Origin of the sequence: Martelella mediterranea (assembly GCF_004342225.1) — a bacterium.
In the GTDB taxonomy this organism is placed as follows: Bacteria; Pseudomonadota; Alphaproteobacteria; order Rhizobiales; family Rhizobiaceae; genus Martelella; species Martelella mediterranea_B.
The window spans coordinates 25,515-45,285 of the sequence record NZ_SMAR01000023.1 but is presented as its reverse complement, the minus strand read 5'-3'; the positions used below and the strand labels follow the sequence as shown (position 1 = coordinate 45,285).

Sequence of the window (19,771 nt, the reverse complement as noted above, 5' to 3'; positions counted from 1 at the left end):
CCTGCATCAATGAGGGATGCGGGCAGGCATGGTGTTTCAAAAGGCGTTCAGAACGATCAGGGTCAACACCAGATAACGGCCGAATTTGGCTATTGTGACGAGGAGCAGAAAAACCGGAAACGGCTCGCGCAATACGCCTGCAATCACTGTGATCGGATCGCCGATCACCGGCGCCCAGCTTAAGAGCAGCGACCATTTTCCATAGCGCCGGTACCACCGCTGTGCCCGGTCAAGGGCAGCAGGTGAGGCCGGGAACCAGCACCGATGTCGAAACCGCTCCAATCCGCGGCCCAGAAGCCAGTTTATGGCCGATCCCAGAACATTTCCGGCCCCGGCCACGAAAACAAGGATCCAGACCGGCTGATGGCCCGCAAGCAGAAGGCCGGTCAACGCTGCTTCCGATTGCATTGGCAGGATGGTTGCAGCAACGAGCGCTGAGAGAAAAAGGCCTGCATAGGCCGCCAGATCAATCATCAATCCGTCCGTTCAGATCACACCGGGCGCTTCAAGCGTTGCCGAACAGATCAGGTTAGTCATTCGCTGGCTTCTTCAAAAGGTCGACAGGTACGGGCTTATGAATGGCAAAGCCCTGCGCCAGGTCGATCTGCAAATCTTTCAGCTTCTCGAATATGCGGTCATCCGACACGAATTCCGCGACGGTTCTGGCCCCCAGTACCCGTGCCATATTGGCAAAGCATTCGATGGACGCTTCATCAATGGGATGGCCGTGAAGCAGACCCTGGGTGAACTGTCCGTCGATCTTGATATAATCGATGGCAAAGCGTTTCAGATAACTGAACGATGTTGTCCCGGCGCCAAAATCATCCAGCGCGACCGATATGCCATGCGTCCGCACCACATTGATGAAGTCCACGGCTTCGGTAATATTGGAAATGACGGCCGTTTCGGTGATTTCGAAGCAAAGATTGCGGCAAACCGCTTCACCGGCTTCTTCGAGCATTTTGTAGGCTGATTCATGGAAAGCCCTGTCACCAACAGACTGTCCCGACAGGTTGATGGCCACAACATCACCTTCGCCGATGCCGCTCTCTCTGATCCATCGAATGGCATTGGCAAGCACCCAGCGGTCGATCCTGGAAACCAGATTGAAGCGCTCCGCAGCTGGCAGAAAGGCATTCGGCGCGATGATATTGTCATCTTCATCCAGCATTCTGAGCAGCAGTTCGAGATGCTGTTTGTGCTTGCTATCTGTTTGCGAGGCGGAAAGCGGTTCGATTTTCTGCGCGTAGAGAACAAACCGGTCATTGTCCAGCGCCTGCTCGATGCGGGAGACCCAGCGCGTCTCGCCAAGGCGTGTCGCCATCGCTTCATCGCCTTCCTGCCACACATGAACGCGGTTGCGCCCTTCATCCTTGGCGGCATAACAGGACGAGTCCGCGGCCTGCAGAATTGAAGCAATGCTTGTGGCATCCTTGTTCACCGGTACGAGCCCGATGCTTGCGCCTACCCGAAACTGCTTCCCTTCATGGATAAACCGGAATTCGGCCATCTCATCGCACACGCGTTGTGCAATGCGGGTGGCATGTGCAAGCGGACAGTGTTCCAGGAGCATTGCGAATTCATCACCACCAAGCCGTGCAAGGGTGTCACCAGTTCGAATAACCCCCTGCATGAGCTGGCTGACCTTCTTCAACAGCTCATCGCCGACAGTGTGCCCGCAGGTGTCGTTGACGATCTTGAACTGATCAAGGTCGATGTAAAGCAGGGCATTTTCCGAGTATTTCGTCTTCGCACTTTCAAACAGGCGCTGCATTCGCCGCTCGAATTCGGCACGGTTGGTGAGGCCGGTCAGCTGATCGTGGCTGGCACGGTAAGACATCTCGCGTGTCATTCGGCGCTGCTCACTGACATCGTGGAAGACCAGCACGGCGCCGAGGACTTCGCCATCAGCGCTTAAAATCGGAGCCGCAGAATCTTCGACGGCAAATTCACGACCGTCTTTCGCCAGAAGTACGGTTCCCTCCGGCAGGTCTACAACCTTGCCGCGTTCCAGGCAAAGCTGGATCGGGTCGCGCGCTTCTGCGCGTGTTTCCTCGTTGACGATTTTGAACACGTCGCGGGATGGCACGCCGTGTGCGTCCTGCACCGACCAGCCTGTCATGTACTCGCCCACCGGGTTCAGCCATTCGACACGCCCTTGCGCGTCTGTTGTGATCACGGCATCGCCGATCGAGGTTAGCGTCACCCGCATCAGCTCGTGCTGGTCCGCCAGTTCCAGACTCATCTGCCGCTCTTCGGTGATATCCCATGCCGCACCGATCAGGCGGCGTGAGCTGTCATCTGCGCTGGTCACAAGGCGCGCAGAAACATGCAGGTGGTGCACAGATCCATCCGGCCAGACGATCCGATATTCCTCTTCCATCGGCAAGGCTTGCTCAGCGGCCAGACGTGCTGCAGCAGCGACTCTGTCCATATCTTCCGGATGAACAGCATTCTGCCAGATATCCTTGACAGGTTTCCGGACTTTGTCAGAAAGCCCGTATAACCTGAACATCCAGCTGTCCCATGTGACGTCTTCCGTCGTCAGGTCCACCTCCCAGATGCCAATGCCGGCGCTGTCGGCGGCAATCGCCATGCGCTCGCCCATCAGCAGGCGCTCTGCCTCCTCATGCTTCTGCCTTGTGATATCGGTATGTGTGCCGATCATGCGCAGCGGCGTTCCGTCGTCAGCGCGGGCGGTTACAACGCCGCGGTCGAGGATCCAGACCCAGTGGCCATCCTTGTGCCGCATGCGGAACTGCTCTTCGAAATAGGGGGCCTCACCGCGGATGTGGGCCGCATCGGCCTGAAGGGCGCGCTCCTTGTCATCCGGGTGAATAAACGCCAGCCACTGGTCGCTGTCATTCGAAATCTCGTCGGGTGTGTAGCCGATCAGTGCGCACCACATATCGGAGTATAGCGACTTACCCGCCGCCAGATCGGCATCCCAGAGCCCGACCCGGCCATTTTCGGTGGCAACCTGAAAACGCTCATTGATGGTTTCCAGCGCCTGTCTTTGCGCAACCTGTTCGGAAATATCCTGAAACGCGCCGACGAGCCTGATGGCCCGCCCGCTTTCAAACTCGGCTGCGCCGACGGCGCGCACCCAGATGCGCTGGCCCTCGGCGGTATCAAGCTGCAGCTGAAGGTCCCAGCCCTTGCCGGTATTCACGCATTGTTCAACGGCGGCTTTGATCACGGGCCGCGCTTCAGGCGCGTAGAAATTGATGGCTTCCTCGAAGCCGGGCTTGTAACCCGGGGCAAGCCCATGAATACGGCATGTTTCATTTGACCAGTAAATTGTCTGCTCAACGAGATCGACTTCCCATCCGCCAACGCCCGCGACACGGCCAGTGCGTTCTAAAGACTCGCGGCTTTTGCGGAGCGCTTCTTCCTTAAATTTGCGCTGGGTAATGTCCTGATGCGTGCCAAACATCCACTCCGGCTTGCCATCGTTTGTCCAGGTCAGAACCTGGCCTCGACTGACGACCCAAACCCAGTGACCATCCTTGTGCTGCACCCGCAATTCAGATTCATACGTATGGCTCTTACCCGCCAGATGGTCTTCCAGGCGCTCGCTCGTCAGCTTTTGATCGGCGGGGTGTATAAGGGCCCGGAAGGCTTCAACGCTGAGCGGCGTGATTTCCTCAAGCGTATAGCCGAGCATCTCCGCCCAACGCTCATTGATCCGGTTCTCGCCAGTATCAAGATTCCATTCCCATGTACCTGCGCCTGTTCCTTGAATAATCTGGGCAAGTCGCCTGCGTTCTTCCCTCAGTGCCTTTTCAACTTTCCGGCGGTAGGTGATGTTCTCAGCGATTCCCACGGTTCGCAGCGGCACCCCGTCTGGCGTTCGCTCAAGCACCGCGGACAGAAGCACATCGATTATTTCGCCGGAGCGCGTGATCAGCTGGTATGGGACGTTTTCACAATGACCCGTCTTCAGGAAGTCCGGCATCACCTCGTTGACTGCGCGGCGGGCAGAGGTTTCAGTCATAAAGGTCTGTAACGGACGCCCCAAAACCTCTTCGCGGCTATAGCCCATAACCTCAAGCCAGTGATCGCTGACGCTGAGCAATCGGCCCTTCGGGTCGACCGAATGCAGCATCGCCGGTGTTGACCGATAAAGCCGTTTGACGCGCTGTTCAGCCTCAGAAAGTTCACTGTAGGCGCGTTGGAGGTCCGAGATGTCGCGAATAATCTCTGTTGCGCCAACAATCTCTCCGTTGACCGAGATCACAGGGCCGATAGACACAGAAACGGGCAACCGGGTTCCGTCACTATGGAGTCGCTCGGTGCTGATAGGACGAAGGCTCTGATCATCGCCGAGCCGTGTTTCAAGGTCCAGCTCGGTTGCGCGCGCCTCTGGCGTCATCAGGCGTCCGACAGACTTTCCAAATATATCTTCGGCACTGTAGCCAAACATGCGCTCGGCCGCCCTGTTCCACTGACGGATCGCGCCGCTCCAGTCCACGGTCACGATGGCATCGTCGCTGTATTCCAGAATAGACTGTGACTGAGATGCAATCGTCAGAAGCTCGTTTTCATGCTTTGCCGCACGCCGCAGCTCAAGCGCCTTTGCCGCAGCTTGTGCCAGGTTTTGCAGGATTTCCCTTTGGGTGGGGGTGAGCGTCTTCGCCTTCCGGTCGATAACACAAAGGGTCCCCACCTTCTCCCCGCCTGAAAGCACAAGCGGGGCACCCGCATAAAAGCGAATATGGGGATCGGCAGTAACAAGCGGGTTTTCCGCAAAGCGGGCGTCAAGCGTGGCGTCTTCAACTTCCATCAGCCCGTCGCCTTCAATGGCATGCGTGCAAAAGGAAATCTTGCGCTCTGTCTCTTCTGTTCCTTCAAGGCCGATATTGGCTTTGAACCACTGCCGCTCGCTGGTTAAAAGCGTGATCAGGGATATCGGCGTTCCGCATACAAGAGACGCAGCCTTTGCAAGCGCATCGAACTCTTCCTCCGGTGCGGAATTGAGAACATCCAGCCGCTCAAGCGCATTCAGCCGTCTTTCTTCGAGTAAAGCATCACGGTTCTTGTTCAAAAAATGACCCTGTCCCGACTTTTTTCAGCCCAATAAACTTATCATATTCACAATGGAGCGTCACCGGCACATTACAAGTCCTTAAGGCGCGCGGCTCCCTGACGGAGTCCTCGCCTTATGGTTGATATCGGGATGTATGACGCTGAAAGGCCATGGTTCCGGGTGTAAGTTTAAACCGTTTTAAAATTTAAACGGATTTTTACTGTTCTACCGGTATCGCTATCAGTTAGAAAACGCCTAAATATATATATTTATTATATTTTGTGCCCCTTTATTCAGTTATATTCATTATAAAGAAGGCCGAATTTACCTTCAAAGAGCGCGATGCAAATTTTCGTCCTGCAGTCAGGAAGGCGAATCGCATTGCGCGCTCAAGCCCATTCGGGGTTGTAACCGTGACGACAGGAAACTGTTTTGTTTTTCGGTTCATGCCGATAGCCGCTTTTGCCTTCCAGCAATGAGACGAAGCCTGAAATGTCAGGCTGGATGCATGTCTGAAACGGCATGCTGGAATGGGGATTTCTATGTGCAAGTGCTACTATAGCGCGTATTCAAAAGCGCTGTCCGGCGTCGTTCAACGGGGCGGGAAGCCATCATTACCGGGTCTTTCGGTGGGCAGGGACACAGCGGAGCGCATAACCTTTTTCCATCTGATCTCCGATCAGAAAGCAGATGCTTACGCCGAAAAACAAGCATCTGTGGCGAACTCACAGCGATATCGCCACTAACCATAAACGGCTAATGCCAGCCTGACGGGCGGCCAGATCCGGCACTCAAATTTCAAGCAGCAGAATCAATCAGCGGTTGCTCACACGGGCAAGCGAGCGGGTTCGTGCGTCCTCGTGGATCGAAAAGGGGATTGTTACCTATGAGATATACTCAGGCTCTGAGCTTCAGGGCAAGCAAGCAAGGGCCGGTCCCGCGAAAGCGGAACGCGTCCAGAATGTCGTCTTCGTGGCTGGCACCGTCCATATCGGACATTGCCGGCCCGTTGCTGTTTATCGCGATGGTCATAGCGGCCTTCGTCATGATGGCCATGATGCCCGCGCATCAGGCGCATGCCCAGTCCATCCCGACGATTTCATGCTCAACTGACGCCAACCTTTTCAATACGGGTTTTAATCCCTCGACGGGCGGAAACTTGACAACCGGGCAGGACCGGAATTGGGAAGTATCGACGCTTCAGCCGGCATATTATGAAGGGCGGCTTCCACCAGCGCTTTCGTACCGGCCGGCAACGGTGGTGGATTCCCCTTCCAATCAGTGGACGTCAAAACGGAATGCCAGCTGGATTTCGCTGAGCAATACGGGGCATCAAGGTCCACCGAATGAGAGCAATAAGCGCACGACCTATCGGGATCTGTTCTTCCGCTATCAGTTCAAGCTCGATCCGCAGGTCGATCTGAACTCCATCCGCCTCGATATGGATTTTTATGCCGATGACGGCATTTATCAGGTCTGGGTCAACAAAACCCCGCAAGGTGTTCGTTCCCAGCATATCACCCCTGATTATGCACGTCCTTCTATGTACACCGATCCCAGTGACGACTATTACTGGGCAAACAGTTACAAACCCGGGAACCAGGAAGCCGGTGCTCTGTCGTCCGGCTTTCAGTCCGGGCTGAACGAAATTGTCGTTCAGATCAAATCGCAGGCCGAGCATGTCGGTCTTCAGGCCCACTTTACGGGTACGCTTGGCATCTGCCATCCCGAACTCACGGTCAAGCAGAAGTCATCTCTGGTCAATACCGGCCGCGATGCAAAGCCCGGCGATGAGATCAGCATTAAAGCCGATATCACGAATACGGGCCGTCTCGATTTCAGCCGCGTCGAAGCGTCTGACTCCATCAGGTCCGTCACGCTGAGCCCCAACAATTTTGCCCTCGCAAAGTCAAAATTGACGTCTGTATCGGGCCGTTACTCCATTACACAGGATGATATCGACCGGGGTTCCGTTGACAACACGGTCAGCGCCAAGGGTACGGCGTCCAACGGGACTTCCTCGCCAAACGTTTCAGATCCGCAGACGATCCAGATTCCGCGCAATGCCGATATGTCTGTCAGTAAGACATCGTCGGGTGATGGTGATGCCTTTACAGGCACGCTTTCCTACAAGGTTGAGGTGACCAATACCGGTAACGTCACACTGACAAATATCCGCCCGGCCGACCCGCATCTCGATGCACCATTGCAGGTTCAAAGCGGTTCCAAAGACAAGCTTTTACCCGGCCAGAAGGTGGTTTTTACCGGAAAATACACGCCGAAACCCGCTGAGATCGATGCGGGCAGCTTCACCAACACTGTCAAGGTCACGGCAAACACACCGCCGGGAGCCGGCACAGGCGGCGGCTCGACCATCGAGAAGCAGGACAGTGACACGGCGGATCTGCGAAAGCCGGAAATTCAGGTTGAGCAAAGCACACCACGGCTCGAGAATTCCTCCGCTCTTCCCAAAGCCAAAGACAAGGTTCGGATCGAGGCAAAGGTTTCAAACAAGGGTACGCTCGACTTTACCAAGGTCGATATTGCCAACACGCTGAAGCCTTTAACCGTTGACCCCTCGTCTTTTTCTCTTGCCAGAAACGGGGAAAGGACAGTCTCAGGCAGCTATGTCCTGACGCAGGAAGACATCAACCGCGGGGCTATCGAAAACACCCTGAAAGCCGTCGGTACGGCGAGAAATGGCGCGACGGTTCAAGACGATGATCGGCGAAGCCTCAATCTTTCGCGTAACGCCGATATGTCCGTTGAGAAAACCTCTTCGGGCGGCGGCGATGCCTTTACCGGCAAGCTCTCCTACACGGTCAAGGTCACCAATACGGGTAACGTCACACTGACGAATATCCGGCCGGAAGACCCCCATCTTGATGCCCCTTTGCAGGTTAAAAGCGGTTCAAGCGCAAAGCTCGAGCCCGGCGAACAGGTGGTGTTCACCGGACAATACACACCGCAACAGGCCGAAATTGACACAGGCTCCTTCACCAACACCGTCAAGGTGACAGCAACCACGCCGCCCGGCGCTGGTGCCGGCGGTGGCTCGACCATCGAAAAACAGGACAGCAACAAGGCGGGCCTTCCGGAAAAGCCGGGCCTGACGGTTACGAAAGAGGCTGCAACTCCGGTTGATGCCAACGGCAATGGCTTCATCGATGCCGGTGATACGATTGCCTACACGATTACGGCAACCAACACAGGCAACGTTTCCCTGACAGACTTCACTGTTGAGGATCCGCTTCTGGATGCCGGTTCCGTTTCAGGCAATGGCAACAGGCAGGTGGAGCCGCAGGGACAGGCTGTCTTCACTGGCAAGCACACCATCAAACAGTCGGAAATCGACGCCGGCAAACTGAAGAACGTGGCCACTGTTCATGCCCGCACCAAAGCCGGAACGCCGGTTCAGAACAAGGATGAAGCAACTGTAACCTTCGCTGATAACAGCGATATCGGTGCTGTCAAAACCGCCGAGTTCTTGGCGCCTGCCAGTCAGTCGAATTTCAAGCTCGGAGACAAGATCCGCTACACGGTCAAGGTCACCAACAAGGGAAACCGGACCCTCAGCAATATCAGGATCGAAGAGGCTCTCGATGGTGTGGACCTTGTGCCGTCAGACCCTAATCTGACGCAGCTCAAGCCAGCACAGCAGGCGTTTTATACGGGGCTTTATACGCCGAAACAATCCGAGATCGATCAGGGTAAACTGATCAACAAGGTCACGGTTTCTGCTGTCAGCTCCGGCGGCAAGACGGTCAGCGTTCCTGCCGAAGTCGAAACCAAGATTGAATCCGTTGCCAAAATGGCGCTTACGAAAACCGCGCATCCACGCAAAAGCGACGGTCGTTTCTCACCGGGCGATGTCATCGACTATGACGTTGTCGTCAGCAATGAAGGCAATGTCACCTTAAGCAGTATCCGTGCTGAAGATGCCATTCCGGGCCTGACGCTTTCGCCCGTCGGCAACTTCAACGGCACGCTTTTGCCGCGTGAAGAGGTCACCTTCAAGACCAGCTACACGCTGAAAGCCTCCGATATCGACAGCGGCGCACTGGTCAACACAGCAACAGCAAATGCCAAAAGCCCCAGCGGCGCGCCGGTTAAAGCGTCGGATGAAGCGAGGACAGAATTCGCAGCATTTCCGGCCATCGAGATCGAAAAGAAAGGATCGCTGAACGATACCAACGGCAACGACGCCTATGATGTCGGTGAGACAATCGACTACACCATCACCGTCTGGAACCGCGGTAACGTCACACTGACGGACGTCCTGCCCAAGGACACGGTTGTTCTCGACAACGGCAAAACCAAGTCGCTGGCACTTGAGCCGAGCACACCGCAAACGATCAGGGCGGGTGAAAGTATAGTCTTCAAGGCGACTTACACGGTCGTGCAGGAAGACGTTGACGCCGGTGGCATGAAAAACACGGCAACCGTGAGCGGAAAACCGCCGCGGCCGGATGAGAAACCGCCGGAAGATGGCGATGAAGTCCGCGTGGCCGATGCCAATGCCAAGCCTGCAATCAATGCAACGCGCAAGGCAAATCTTGAAGACGAAAACCGCAATGAGCTTGGTGATGAAGGTGAGAAGATCGCCGTTTCAACGCTGATCACCAACACCGGGACGGTCACGCTCTACAACGTCACGCTTGAAGAAAAGCGTGCAGGTGCTGAGGCACGGGACGTTTCTATCAAGACCCTGGCACCGGGCGAGGACTATGAGGTTAAGGACAGCTATGCGCTGACGGCGGACGATGTTCAGGCCGGACGCTCGAAGACCGAGGCAACGCCTGTCGGGCAGACGGCGAACAAGGAGGAAGTCCGGGGTGATCCGGTTTCTGCCGAGGTTACCTGGGCTAAGCCATCCACTCTTGTTGTCGAGAAGAAAGGAACCTTTGTCGACGTCAACAATGATGGCTTTGCCAGCACCGATGACGTCATCGAATACGCCATCACGGTGACCAATGATGGTGGCCAGAACATCAAGGGCGTTTCGCCGCAGGATGAGGGCATCGTGCTGCCCGACAAGACACGCGGGACCGGTACGCTTACCGACTTTGAGCCGAAGGTTACCGATCTTGGCCCCGGAGAAGCGGTTACCTTCAAAACCCGCTATGTGCTGACGAAAAGCGACCTCGACAAGGCCGCAGGGCTTGATCAGGGCATCGTCAACACGGCAACGGCGACCGGTAAGGCCGGCACGCAGGATATCCCCGCCAAACCGGGTTCTGCAACGACCGTCCTGCCGATGGCCACGCCAAGCGATATCACGCTGATCAAGGAAAGTCTGGTTTCGCAGATCCGCCGCGGTGAAAAGGCACCGTTCGTGATCACGGTCATCAATAATACGCAGGACCGCATCACCGATCTTGCGATCGTCGATAAAATGCCGGGCGGCTTCCGCTTCGATGAGGGCAGTGGATCTGTCAACGGCGAGAAGGTGAAGCCTGTCGTTTCCGGCCGCAATGTTCGCTTTGAAAACATAACGGTGGAACCGGGTGGCAAGGCCTATGTCAGGCTGAACATGACGGCACTCAGCACGCTTTCTCCCGGAAAGTATGAAAACGAGGCCACAGCAATCGATCACTTCAACCGGCCGCTTTCACCCAAGGCGACAGCCAGCATCACGATCAAGGTCGATCCCGTCTTCGATTGTGGTGACATCATCGGGCGGGTGTTCGATGACGCCAACGGCGACGGCTATGCCGATGACGGTGAAACGGGGCTTCCCGGTGTGCGTGTTGCCACGGCTTATGGCCTGCTGGTCACAACAGATGAGTATGGCCGTTTCCACGTTGCCTGTGCGGACCTGCCGGACAAGAACATCGGCTCCAACTTCATCATGAAGCTCGATGAGCGGACGCTTCCGTCCGGCTATCGGGTCACCTCGGAAAACCCGCGTGTTGTTCGTCTGACTGCCGGTAAGACAGTCAAGCTCAACTTCGGTGCTTCCGCCGGTCACATGGTGGATGTCGATCTGGCCGCAGCCGCTTTCGTGCCCGACACAATCGTTCTGAAAGACGACTGGCAAAGCGGCCTCGATCAGCTCGTTTCAATCCTCGCCAGCCATCAATCCCGTCTGCGTCTCAACTACCTCATTCAGGGTTCGGATCCCCTTGCGGATCAGCGCCTGAAGGCCGTTGCGCAGCAGATTGAAGGTCTTTGGAAAGCGCGGAGGCTCCCCGGCAAGCCGGACATCTCCATGCGCATCGAAATTTCCGAATAAGGGGAAGCATCATGAAATTTTCAAACGCCGCGGTCCTCAGGACCGCACACACCACTCTGAGAAAATCACTGCTCCTGTTCGGATTTTGTGCGGCAGCGGTCTCCTGGTCCGATGCAGGTGTTGCATTCGCGGAGGATGATATTCTGCCCTTTTCCATCTCCGTTGACGGGCAACCGCTCGTCACACGGGGCAGGAAGAGGTGCTGACAAAATCGTCACGCAGGCCGGCAAGAAGCCAGAACCAGGCGGCCAATGTGGATATCGAGGTCAAATATGACGGCCTCGATGCCAAACCGGTGCTGAATGTGGAGATGATCAATAGTGATCGTCTCTACCGGATGGGTGAGAATGTCGAGTTTGTGACCAGCTCGAACTATCCGGCTTTCATTTCGAAAGCAGAAGTCCGGATTTTTGCCGACGACAAGCCGGTAACACCGGACACAATGCCGGTAACGACGATTCCGGTCCGGCTGAATGGCGGTACAGTCTGGCAACTGCCGCCTTTGCCGGAGGCTGACAAAGAGCTGACCTATGTTCTGCGTGTTTACGGCAAGAACGGCCTTTATGACGAAACCGGGCCGCGCCGGATCTTTTTGTCAAACGACAACGGGCTGCTCGTCGGAGCCGATGCCTCGTCTGCGGAAAATCGCAAGCGCCTGGCAGAGGCCCGCAACCAGATGCAGGGCGAGCTCGATCTGTCGCGTGACTATACGAAGACCCGCAATATCGCGATCAATGGCGGCAAGGTGACGATTTACGGCAGTAATGTTCCCGATGGTTACTCCGTCGAGGCATTTAATGACAATGTACCGATTGAAGACGGACGCTTCGTGATGCAGCGCATTCTGCCCGCCGGTGACCGGGATGTGGGCGTCAAGGTTCTCGACCCGCAAGGCAAGGAGGCGCTTCAGTTTTCCCGGGATGTCGATATCCCTCAAAGCGAGTGGTTCTATGTCGGGATGGCCGATCTGACGATCGGCCAGAACACCGGTTCGGACGATATCGAGGATGTCAGGCCCGGCGAATATGACGAGGTCTACACCAAGGGGCGGCTGACCTATTACCTGAAGGGTAAAATCAAGGGCAAATACCTTCTGACCAGCTCGGTGGATACCGGGGAGGGGGACCTGAAGGATATTTTCTCGGATCTGGGCGAGAAAAATGCCCGAGATGCTTTGAAGAACCTCGATCCGAACGACTACTACCCCGTCTACGGTGACGATTCCACGGCTGTGGAGGATGCACCCACGCGCGGTAAATTCTTCGTTCGCCTGCAACATAACAACAGCCAAGTGATGTGGGGGGACTACAAGGTCAAGATCGACGGGACTGAATTGCAGCGCAGCGACCGCGCCCTTTACGGTGCGCAGGCGGTGTATCAGCCTGACAAATCGACATCTTTCGGCGTTCCGCAAACCAAAGTGCAGGTTTACGGTGCCCAGCCTGATACGCTGACGGCCACCGACCAGTTCCTTGGAACCGGGGGTTCGGTCTACTTCCTGAACCATGATGACCTGGTTGCCAATTCCGAAACACTGACGGTCGAAATCCGGGATGGTGATACCGGCGTTGTGCGTGACACCAAGACCCTGATTTACGGTCAGGATTATACCATCGATTACATTGATGGCCGGGTTCTGCTAAACGACCCGCTGAACTCCAGAACAGGCTCCTCCAGTGCGGTAAGCGATGGCGCTGTTGGTGGCAATGACGTCTACCTCGTCGTTCAGTATGACTATGATCCTGCGACTGAAGATGTTGACGGCTATGTTTATGGTGGACGCGCTGAACAATGGCTGGGCGATCACGTACGCGTCGGGGTCACAGGGTCTTCTGACAGCACTGGCGATGTCTCAAGCTCTGCCTATGGCGGTGATGTGCGGCTTCGATACACCGACAGAACCTATATCGACGGAGAGATTGCCAACACCGACGGACCGGCTTCGGGCCAGTCGATTTCCACAGACGGCGGTCTGACCTTCAGCGAGATGAACACGCGCAGCATCGACAAGGGTGCGCTTGGCTGGCGACTGGCCGGACAGGCGGACCTTTCGGATTTCAATGAAGCGGCCGAAGGTTTGCTGAAGGGATATTTCGAGCACAAGGATGCGGGCTTTACCTCGCTGACGGATGATCTCGACGCCCCCGAAACCAAATGGGGCGCCAGCATCAGTGAGCTTGCAGTCACTGATTATCTCGATCTGTCGCTCTCCTACGACTATTACGACCGCGACAGCTACTTCAATAAGGAGTCCAACAGCGTGGTTGCCGGACGCCAGAAGCAGCAGGGTGACCTGACGCTGAAGCAGCAGATCAATGCTGACTGGGCGCTGTCTTACGGGCTGGGCTACACGTTGCAGCGCGATCCTTCCGAGACCAATGCCGGCGACTACGGGGCCGACGGGCAACGCCTTGATGGTGGCCTGAGGCTGACCCGCACGCTTGATGACGACATCAGCACGATCTATGCCTTCGGTCAGGCGACCGCCTATCGCGAAGGCAATATTGACCGCAATGACCGTCTTGGTGTGGGGACCAGCTATCAGCTGACGGAGCGCGTTGCCGTCAATGGTGAAGTCTCCTACGGCACATCGGGTATCGGTGGGCTGGCCGGAATATCCTACCGGCCAAACAATGATGACCGCTACTATGTGAACTATGTTGTCGATCCCAATCGCTCCTCGGACTGGTCGCGCAGTTACGATCTCTACGGAACCGATCTCGGTACTGTCGTTGTCGGGGCCGAAAAACGCGTCGATGACATGTGGAGCGTTTATGCTGAAAACAATTATGACTTCTATGGAGACCGTTTAAGTACGACAAGAGGCTATGGTATCAAGTTTGCGCCGGATACCGTTGTAACCGTTGACGCGCAGTATCAGGGCGGTCTGGTCAACGACAATACCATCGATGAGACCACCGGCCTGAAAAATCCCGATTTCAATCGTGATGCATTCTCGCTGGCATTTGACTACGACGACGAAGAGCAGGGACTGAGTGCCCGCCTGAAAGGAGAAACACGCTTTCAGAGCTCTTCGGATGGCAAGCGCAATGTCGACAGTTATCTGACGAGCGGCTTCCTCAACTACAAGACCAATGAAAACTGGCGTCTTTTGACCAGTCTCGATGCGGTCTGGAACAATGTCGGTGAAAACGCTACGAGTTCGTTCGCCGATTATGTCGAGGCGACCGTCGGTTATGCTTATCGCCCCATCGACAATGATCGCTTTAACGCGCTTTTCCGGTATACCTTCCTTTATGATATGCCGACGATCAGCAATGCGGCGGTTTATGGCGACCGGGACGGACCGGCGCAGCGTGCCCATATCCTGAACGCCGATTTGTCCTATGACCTGACAAAGCAGCTGACGCTTGGCGCGAAATACGGTTTCCGCATCGGTGAAAGCCGTCAGCGGCTCTCAGATCCCGTCTACGGAGACTTCTACTCCGACTGGGAAAACTCGAACCAGCACCTGGCAATCCTGCGGGCGGATTTCCACGTGGTCAACAACTGGGACTTCCTTGCAGAAGGCAGGGCGCTTTACTCCCAGTCGTCGAATACGACCGATCTTGGTGCTTTGACTGCGCTTTACCGCCACTTCGGCGAGAATGTCAAAGTCGGCCTCGGATACAACTTTGCAGACTTCAGTGATGATCTTCGCGATCAGACTTTCAACAATCGCGGCTGGTTCATCAACATCGTTGGCAAGATCTAGAGACCAGTCCCCGGCGCGAAAGCGCCGGGGATCTATTGCGAATTCATCACACTCTTCAATGCAATCCAAAATGGTACCGGTATCATAGTCTTATCTTCGGATTGTGTGAACAGCTGTCATGTTTATGACACATTTCCAAACGTTAAGATTGCACGACTGCTGATATTATCTGTCTTAAAAGAGAATATATAGGTTATATATTTCTATTATTGCAGACCTGTCGCCCTCGTCAATTCAGGTAATATTGGTCAAGAATTTAACAGTTTGTGACGTCTGTTGCGCATCATTCGGAACCGTTTCGAGGACTTGCCATGCGTCGCATCTGAATTGCTTCGGAACTGATCAATGTGCGCTGAACAACTCTATCGCTGCGAAACTGCTCCGGCATCCGATATCCTGACGATGTCGGTTCTCAATCTGTCTGAGCTTGGCTATTGCGGGGCAGCGCTGACAACGCCGGTGCGGCTTTGGAGCAGACCCTTTATTGTTTCCGGTTATCCCGAGGCCTGGCAATTGCGTTATGCCCGAAAGCATCTGGAGCAATCCGATCCTGTCCATCTGGAACGGCTGCCCAATTTACGTCTTATCGCCTGGGAGCACTTCGACCGCACCCGGCATAAACGATACCTGCACCAGCAACGCGAACATGGCGTTATGAGCGGCTTTTCGATGAAGCTGATGTTCTCGAATGCACTGACGTTATACCTCAGCGTGTTCCGGGAAAATGAGGTTTATGTCAGCGCTGCAGAGTTTGCCTATCTTGAGCAGCATGTGCGTGAAACGCTGCTGAACCTCGGGCGGCTTACTCTTCAACGATTCTCGGATCACCTGTGAAATCAATCTCATACTTCTCGATAAACTGCCTCACATAATGGATATCAGGATGCGTATGTCGGCTTTCAGTCTCGATTTCATTGACGATCATATCGTGCATGTTCAGCGCTGTGGTGATCACATTGATCATATGCTGAGGCACGCCGAATTCAGTCGTGGACGCAGATAGTATTGTATTGATCAGACTTCGCGAATAGGGGCGCGCATCGGGCAAATTCGCGAATTTGTCGGACGTCTCTTTTTCGGATTCGGGCTCGTAGCTGTAGATCATACTGCGTAGCGCATGAATGCTGTTCAAGATCGCGTTCAGCTCTTTCTCAGAGTGGGTGCGAAACGCATCAAAGTCGGATACTTCGCCATCGGGCGCGAGGATTTCCTCCTCCGGTACGCCAAGCAGTATCGAAAGTTGTTTGGAGCGTTTTTTTGAAGGCCTTTTACCACTGCCGCTTTCCCAGTTTGCCACGGTGGCCTGCGAAACGCCGAGCCGCTCAGCGAGCTGCGCCTGGGTCAGCCTCGCTTTCTGTCGTGCATTTTTGAGTTTTTCAGCCAAATTGCCAATCCTTCCGAGAAAACGTAATTAACCCGCTTTGAACGGCTTTTCAATAAGCGATAAATAGGCTATATATAACCACGCAATTCCTTGCTATGATTAGAAATGTTAGTCGTAATAATCAGAAAAGGCCAGAAGGTATCAAAATGCTCAGCATCGTGTTGCTATGCTGCAAAAAGCCTATCGCTTCGGCAGCGTGTTTTTCGCCTTGGCTATACTCGCCAAACGGCCTGCGGTCTGTTTTTTCAACCTCTGAATATCCTCAAACAGAGGCGGTGGTACAAGACGCGGCATGGCTGCCTGCTGGCCTGGATTAGAAGCAGCTGGTCCCATGCTTCCGTTCAACTCCGTTTTTTTGAAATCACCCTCCGTTCGCCTCCGGCTAACCGTGCCCGCCGAGGCTATGAAAGTGCGGGCGGGCAAACCCGTTTTCGAAACAGCAATCGTCGCAAAGTGCGCATCCGGAGTGAACCGGATGCCGATGTTACACAAGGCATGAAGAAGGACAGGCCATGGGCTCTGACAAGACCTGCGCAGACAAAGCTTACGACTACATTCGAGACAGTATTCTCACCGGGCGCTATCGTGCCGGTACGCCACTCAATCCCAATATGATGGCGCGCGAGCTTTCCTGCAGTGTTGTGCCGGTTCGAGAGGCGCTGATCCGCCTGAAATCGCGGGGGGTTCTGTCGCAAAGCCGCCGCTCGGAATGCTATGTGGCCTCGCTGGAGCCACGTGAAGCGGCTACGATTTATCGTGCAATTGCGGCGATCTACAGCAGTGCCATGGAGCGCTATATCACGACCAGGAGCCTGACGCTGAGGGCGCTGCCCATTCCGGAAGACCTTTCATCGCTGGGTCTTGTGGCTTGCCGCGAGTTCTTCCAGAACGTAAGCCAGTCTATACTGACGCGAAACGAGTACGAAGTCGTCTATATGCTCGTTGACCGGCTTTGCCTGATCAATGCACTGATCTTTGAGAATCCGGATTACATGGAAAAACTGATGCGTGGTTTCGGCGATATCGTTGTTCTCATGTCCGAATTCGACAATGCCGCAGTTGAGCGGTACCAGCAATTGATCAGCTACCTGATTTATGAGATTGAGACCGAAATTAAACGGAAAATGGTCTGAGGCGATTACTGCCTGTCACAGTTTTGATGGCGCTGGCGGCTGGCGTGCAAGTCATGTTTCACCAGCCCCAGTCTTGCGTTTGACGATCACCAGGCAGGCAGCTTTCTCCTCGCTATCTGACATATATCTGAGACCGCAGGTTATCAGCGATGCGCGTGGCTAAGCGTCACGGATGTGTTTTAGTTCCATAATGTGGATTATGTGCTTAAATTTCGGCTCAGCGGATAAGCTGGATAAGGGCATTTTCCCGATCCTCCTGCGCAAGATCTATGCCGACAAGAACCGGCAGAAAGACATTGTCCGGGCAAGCGGCCTTGACTGGACCATCGTCCGCCCGACCATCCTCACCAACAAGCCGGGAACCCAGTTCGTTCGCGCCCTGACCGACCCAATTTCGACATGACGGCTCCGCGCCAGGCGGAGCCGAAATCGTCTGGAGTGCGGCTGCGGATAGAGGCCCTTATCGCGTTCCGGCCTGCCGGGTGATCACCTCTCCAAGCGAGGGTGCGGACTGTTGAAGCGCTGCGCGGCTCTTCGCCCAGGCCTCTGGATCGGCGCCAAGGGCCGTCTTAAGCCACGCAAGAGACAAGCGTTTCAGCGCTTCAAGCACATCGGGCGCCTCGGTTTCCGTCTCCTTCGCGTCCAGTCCGGCAATGCCGCCAAGGCCGTGACCGACGCCGTGGAGTGTCAGCAGATCGCGATCCGTTGCCGTTGCATTATGAAAGGCATCGGCGTGCCATTCCGGGCCGCGCGGGGTGAAGTGCGGATTGTCCTCATCGCCGCAAACGACGAGATTTGGTGCCGAAATCGTCGAGAAGTCGAGATCGAAAAACGGGAACCGCGCCGCGTTTTCCTCTGTCAGATCGTCACCGCCGCGCCCGGGTGCTGCCAGCAGAATGCCGGCCGAAATGCGCGGTTCGGAGAAATCCTCACCATGCAATGTCGCGCCCAGCAGCAGTGAAACCGTGTGCCCGCCAAAGGAATGGCCGACCGCCGCAATGCGTTTTCTGTCCAGCCTTCCGGTAACGCCGCCTGCCTGTTGCTCGATTTCGTCCGGACGGTCGAGAATAGCGTTAAGCTCTTCCACCCGCTCGCGCCAGAAGAACGGCGCGCCTTTTCTTTCCGCGGGCAGGCCGCCGACGCGGGAGCTGGCATGGGTCGGCTGGATCACCGCAAAGCCGCGTTCCGCCCAGAACTGGGCGAGATGCGCATAGCCATCCTTGGAAGGAATATAGTTCGATGGGCCGAAGCCATGGGACAAAAGCACGATGGGAAGATTGTCTCCGCTTGCGGGCATCGTCAGCCGCAATTCCAGTGGCTGGCGGCCCGCCATTGCGAGGCGGATCGGCGTGTAAGCGACGGTCAGCGCCGCCTCAGGCGCGGGGATGTGCCGCGCCAGATCGATCAGATTATTCATGGATCAAACTCCTGAAATGAAGGTGTGAAAAATGGCATCAAGCGGTGGCGTGATCTTGTTCGTCGAACAAAGCCCACGCATCTGCGCCAGCGGGGATCATCATCGGCGCGTTGTCATCCGTCACGGCCTGCCAGACGGCCTCGGCGACATCTTCCGGCGTCGTGAACAGGGTGCCGGAGCGAAGCGTGGCCAGATAGTCGTGAACGAAGGCGGTATAGGGCGCGGGGATCTCCATCCCCATACGCGCGACGGCGTTCTTGCCGAAGCCTGTGGCAGGTGCGGAGCCCGGCAAAACCAGACGCGCACGCACGCCGAAGAGACCCGCCTCAAGGGCAAGACTTTCGGTAAAGGCATTCAGCGCCGCCTTGCTGGCGCTATAGACCGACAGGGCCGGAAGCGGCTTCAGGGTCACGCTGGAGCTGACATTGACGATAACGCCCGCCTCTCGAATCCGCATGTCCGGCAGGACCACCCTGGTCATCGCCATTGCGCCGAGAACATTGGTCTCGAACAATTCGCGCACCTTCTCCATGTCCGCGCCCTCAAGCACGTTCAGCATGCCGACGCCCGCATTGTTGACAAGGGCGTCGAGCGGCCCGGCCGCGGCAACGGCGCTCTCGATGCTTTTTTCGTCTGTGACGTCGAGGGGCAGCACCGTGAGCCTGTCGGAAGCGGGCAATGGGTTGCTGTTCGGATCGCGCATGGTCGCCACCACGTCCCAGCCCTTGGCAAGAAAGGTCCGGGCGATGGCGAGGCCAAATCCGGAAGAGGCGCCGGTTACAAGCATCCTGGGCATGTTCATATCTCCTGTTGGTGAACTTGCACCAATATGAACTTGCGATCTCGGACATTCTATAA

General features: G+C 55.8%; 9 protein-coding genes and 1 pseudogene. 5 read left to right on the top strand and 5 right to left on the bottom strand.

Annotation, left to right across the window (positions count from 1 at the left end; genetic code table 11):
* Positions 1 to 36: 36 nt before the first annotated feature.
* Entirely contained in the window at positions 37 to 474 is a 438-nt protein-coding gene (locus tag EDC90_RS14065) for a YqaA family protein (RefSeq protein ID WP_132312731.1), read from the bottom strand.
* A 55-nt stretch (positions 475 to 529) separates the two neighbouring features.
* A complete protein-coding gene (locus tag EDC90_RS14060; protein ID WP_132312729.1) occupies positions 530 to 5,047 on the bottom strand; it encodes a PAS domain S-box protein in 4,518 nt (1,505 codons plus the stop codon).
* A 943-nt stretch (positions 5,048 to 5,990) separates the two neighbouring features.
* Between EDC90_RS14060 and EDC90_RS14055 the strand changes: the two genes are divergently transcribed.
* The 3 genes from EDC90_RS14055 to EDC90_RS14045 all read left to right on the top strand — a co-directional run bounded on the left by EDC90_RS14055 (position 5,991) and on the right by EDC90_RS14045 (position 15,813).
* The gene (locus EDC90_RS14055) at positions 5,991 to 11,264 is read left to right on the top strand and encodes a DUF7507 domain-containing protein (protein ID WP_165972843.1); all 5,274 of its coding nucleotides are present in this window, start codon (positions 5,991 to 5,993) and stop codon (positions 11,262 to 11,264) included.
* Between the two features lie 199 nt (positions 11,265 to 11,463).
* Positions 11,464 to 14,979, top strand: a complete 3,516-nt coding sequence (locus tag EDC90_RS14050; protein ID WP_132312725.1) for a TonB-dependent receptor — start codon at positions 11,464 to 11,466, stop codon at positions 14,977 to 14,979.
* A gap of 345 nt (positions 14,980 to 15,324) precedes the next feature.
* The gene (locus EDC90_RS14045) at positions 15,325 to 15,813 is read left to right on the top strand and encodes an autoinducer binding domain-containing protein (protein WP_132312723.1); all 489 of its coding nucleotides are present in this window, start codon (positions 15,325 to 15,327) and stop codon (positions 15,811 to 15,813) included.
* On the opposite strand, the gene EDC90_RS14040 is transcribed toward EDC90_RS14045, so the two are convergent.
* Entirely contained in the window at positions 15,782 to 16,363 is a 582-nt protein-coding gene (locus tag EDC90_RS14040) for a helix-turn-helix transcriptional regulator (RefSeq protein WP_207903917.1), read from the bottom strand. The two genes, EDC90_RS14045 and EDC90_RS14040, sit on opposite strands and share 32 nt — an antisense overlap.
* A 512-nt stretch (positions 16,364 to 16,875) precedes the next feature.
* Between EDC90_RS14040 and EDC90_RS14035 the strand changes: the two genes are divergently transcribed.
* Entirely contained in the window at positions 16,876 to 17,496 is a 621-nt protein-coding gene (locus EDC90_RS14035; RefSeq protein WP_132312719.1) for a GntR family transcriptional regulator, read from the top strand.
* 172 nt (positions 17,497 to 17,668) lie between these two features.
* Positions 17,669 to 17,884: pseudogene (locus EDC90_RS21240) on the top strand (NAD(P)H-binding protein); the annotation flags it as partial.
* Between the two features lie 72 nt (positions 17,885 to 17,956).
* Here the strand turns inward: EDC90_RS21240 and EDC90_RS14025 are convergent.
* Positions 17,957 to 18,913 (bottom strand): alpha/beta hydrolase family protein, encoded by a 957-nt coding sequence (locus tag EDC90_RS14025; RefSeq protein ID WP_132312715.1) that lies wholly within the window; start codon positions 18,911 to 18,913, stop codon positions 17,957 to 17,959.
* Positions 18,914 to 18,950: 37 nt separating this feature from the next.
* Positions 18,951 to 19,709 (bottom strand): SDR family oxidoreductase, encoded by a 759-nt coding sequence (locus EDC90_RS14020; RefSeq protein ID WP_132312713.1) that lies wholly within the window; start codon positions 19,707 to 19,709, stop codon positions 18,951 to 18,953.
* Positions 19,710 to 19,771: the final 62 nt, after the last annotated feature.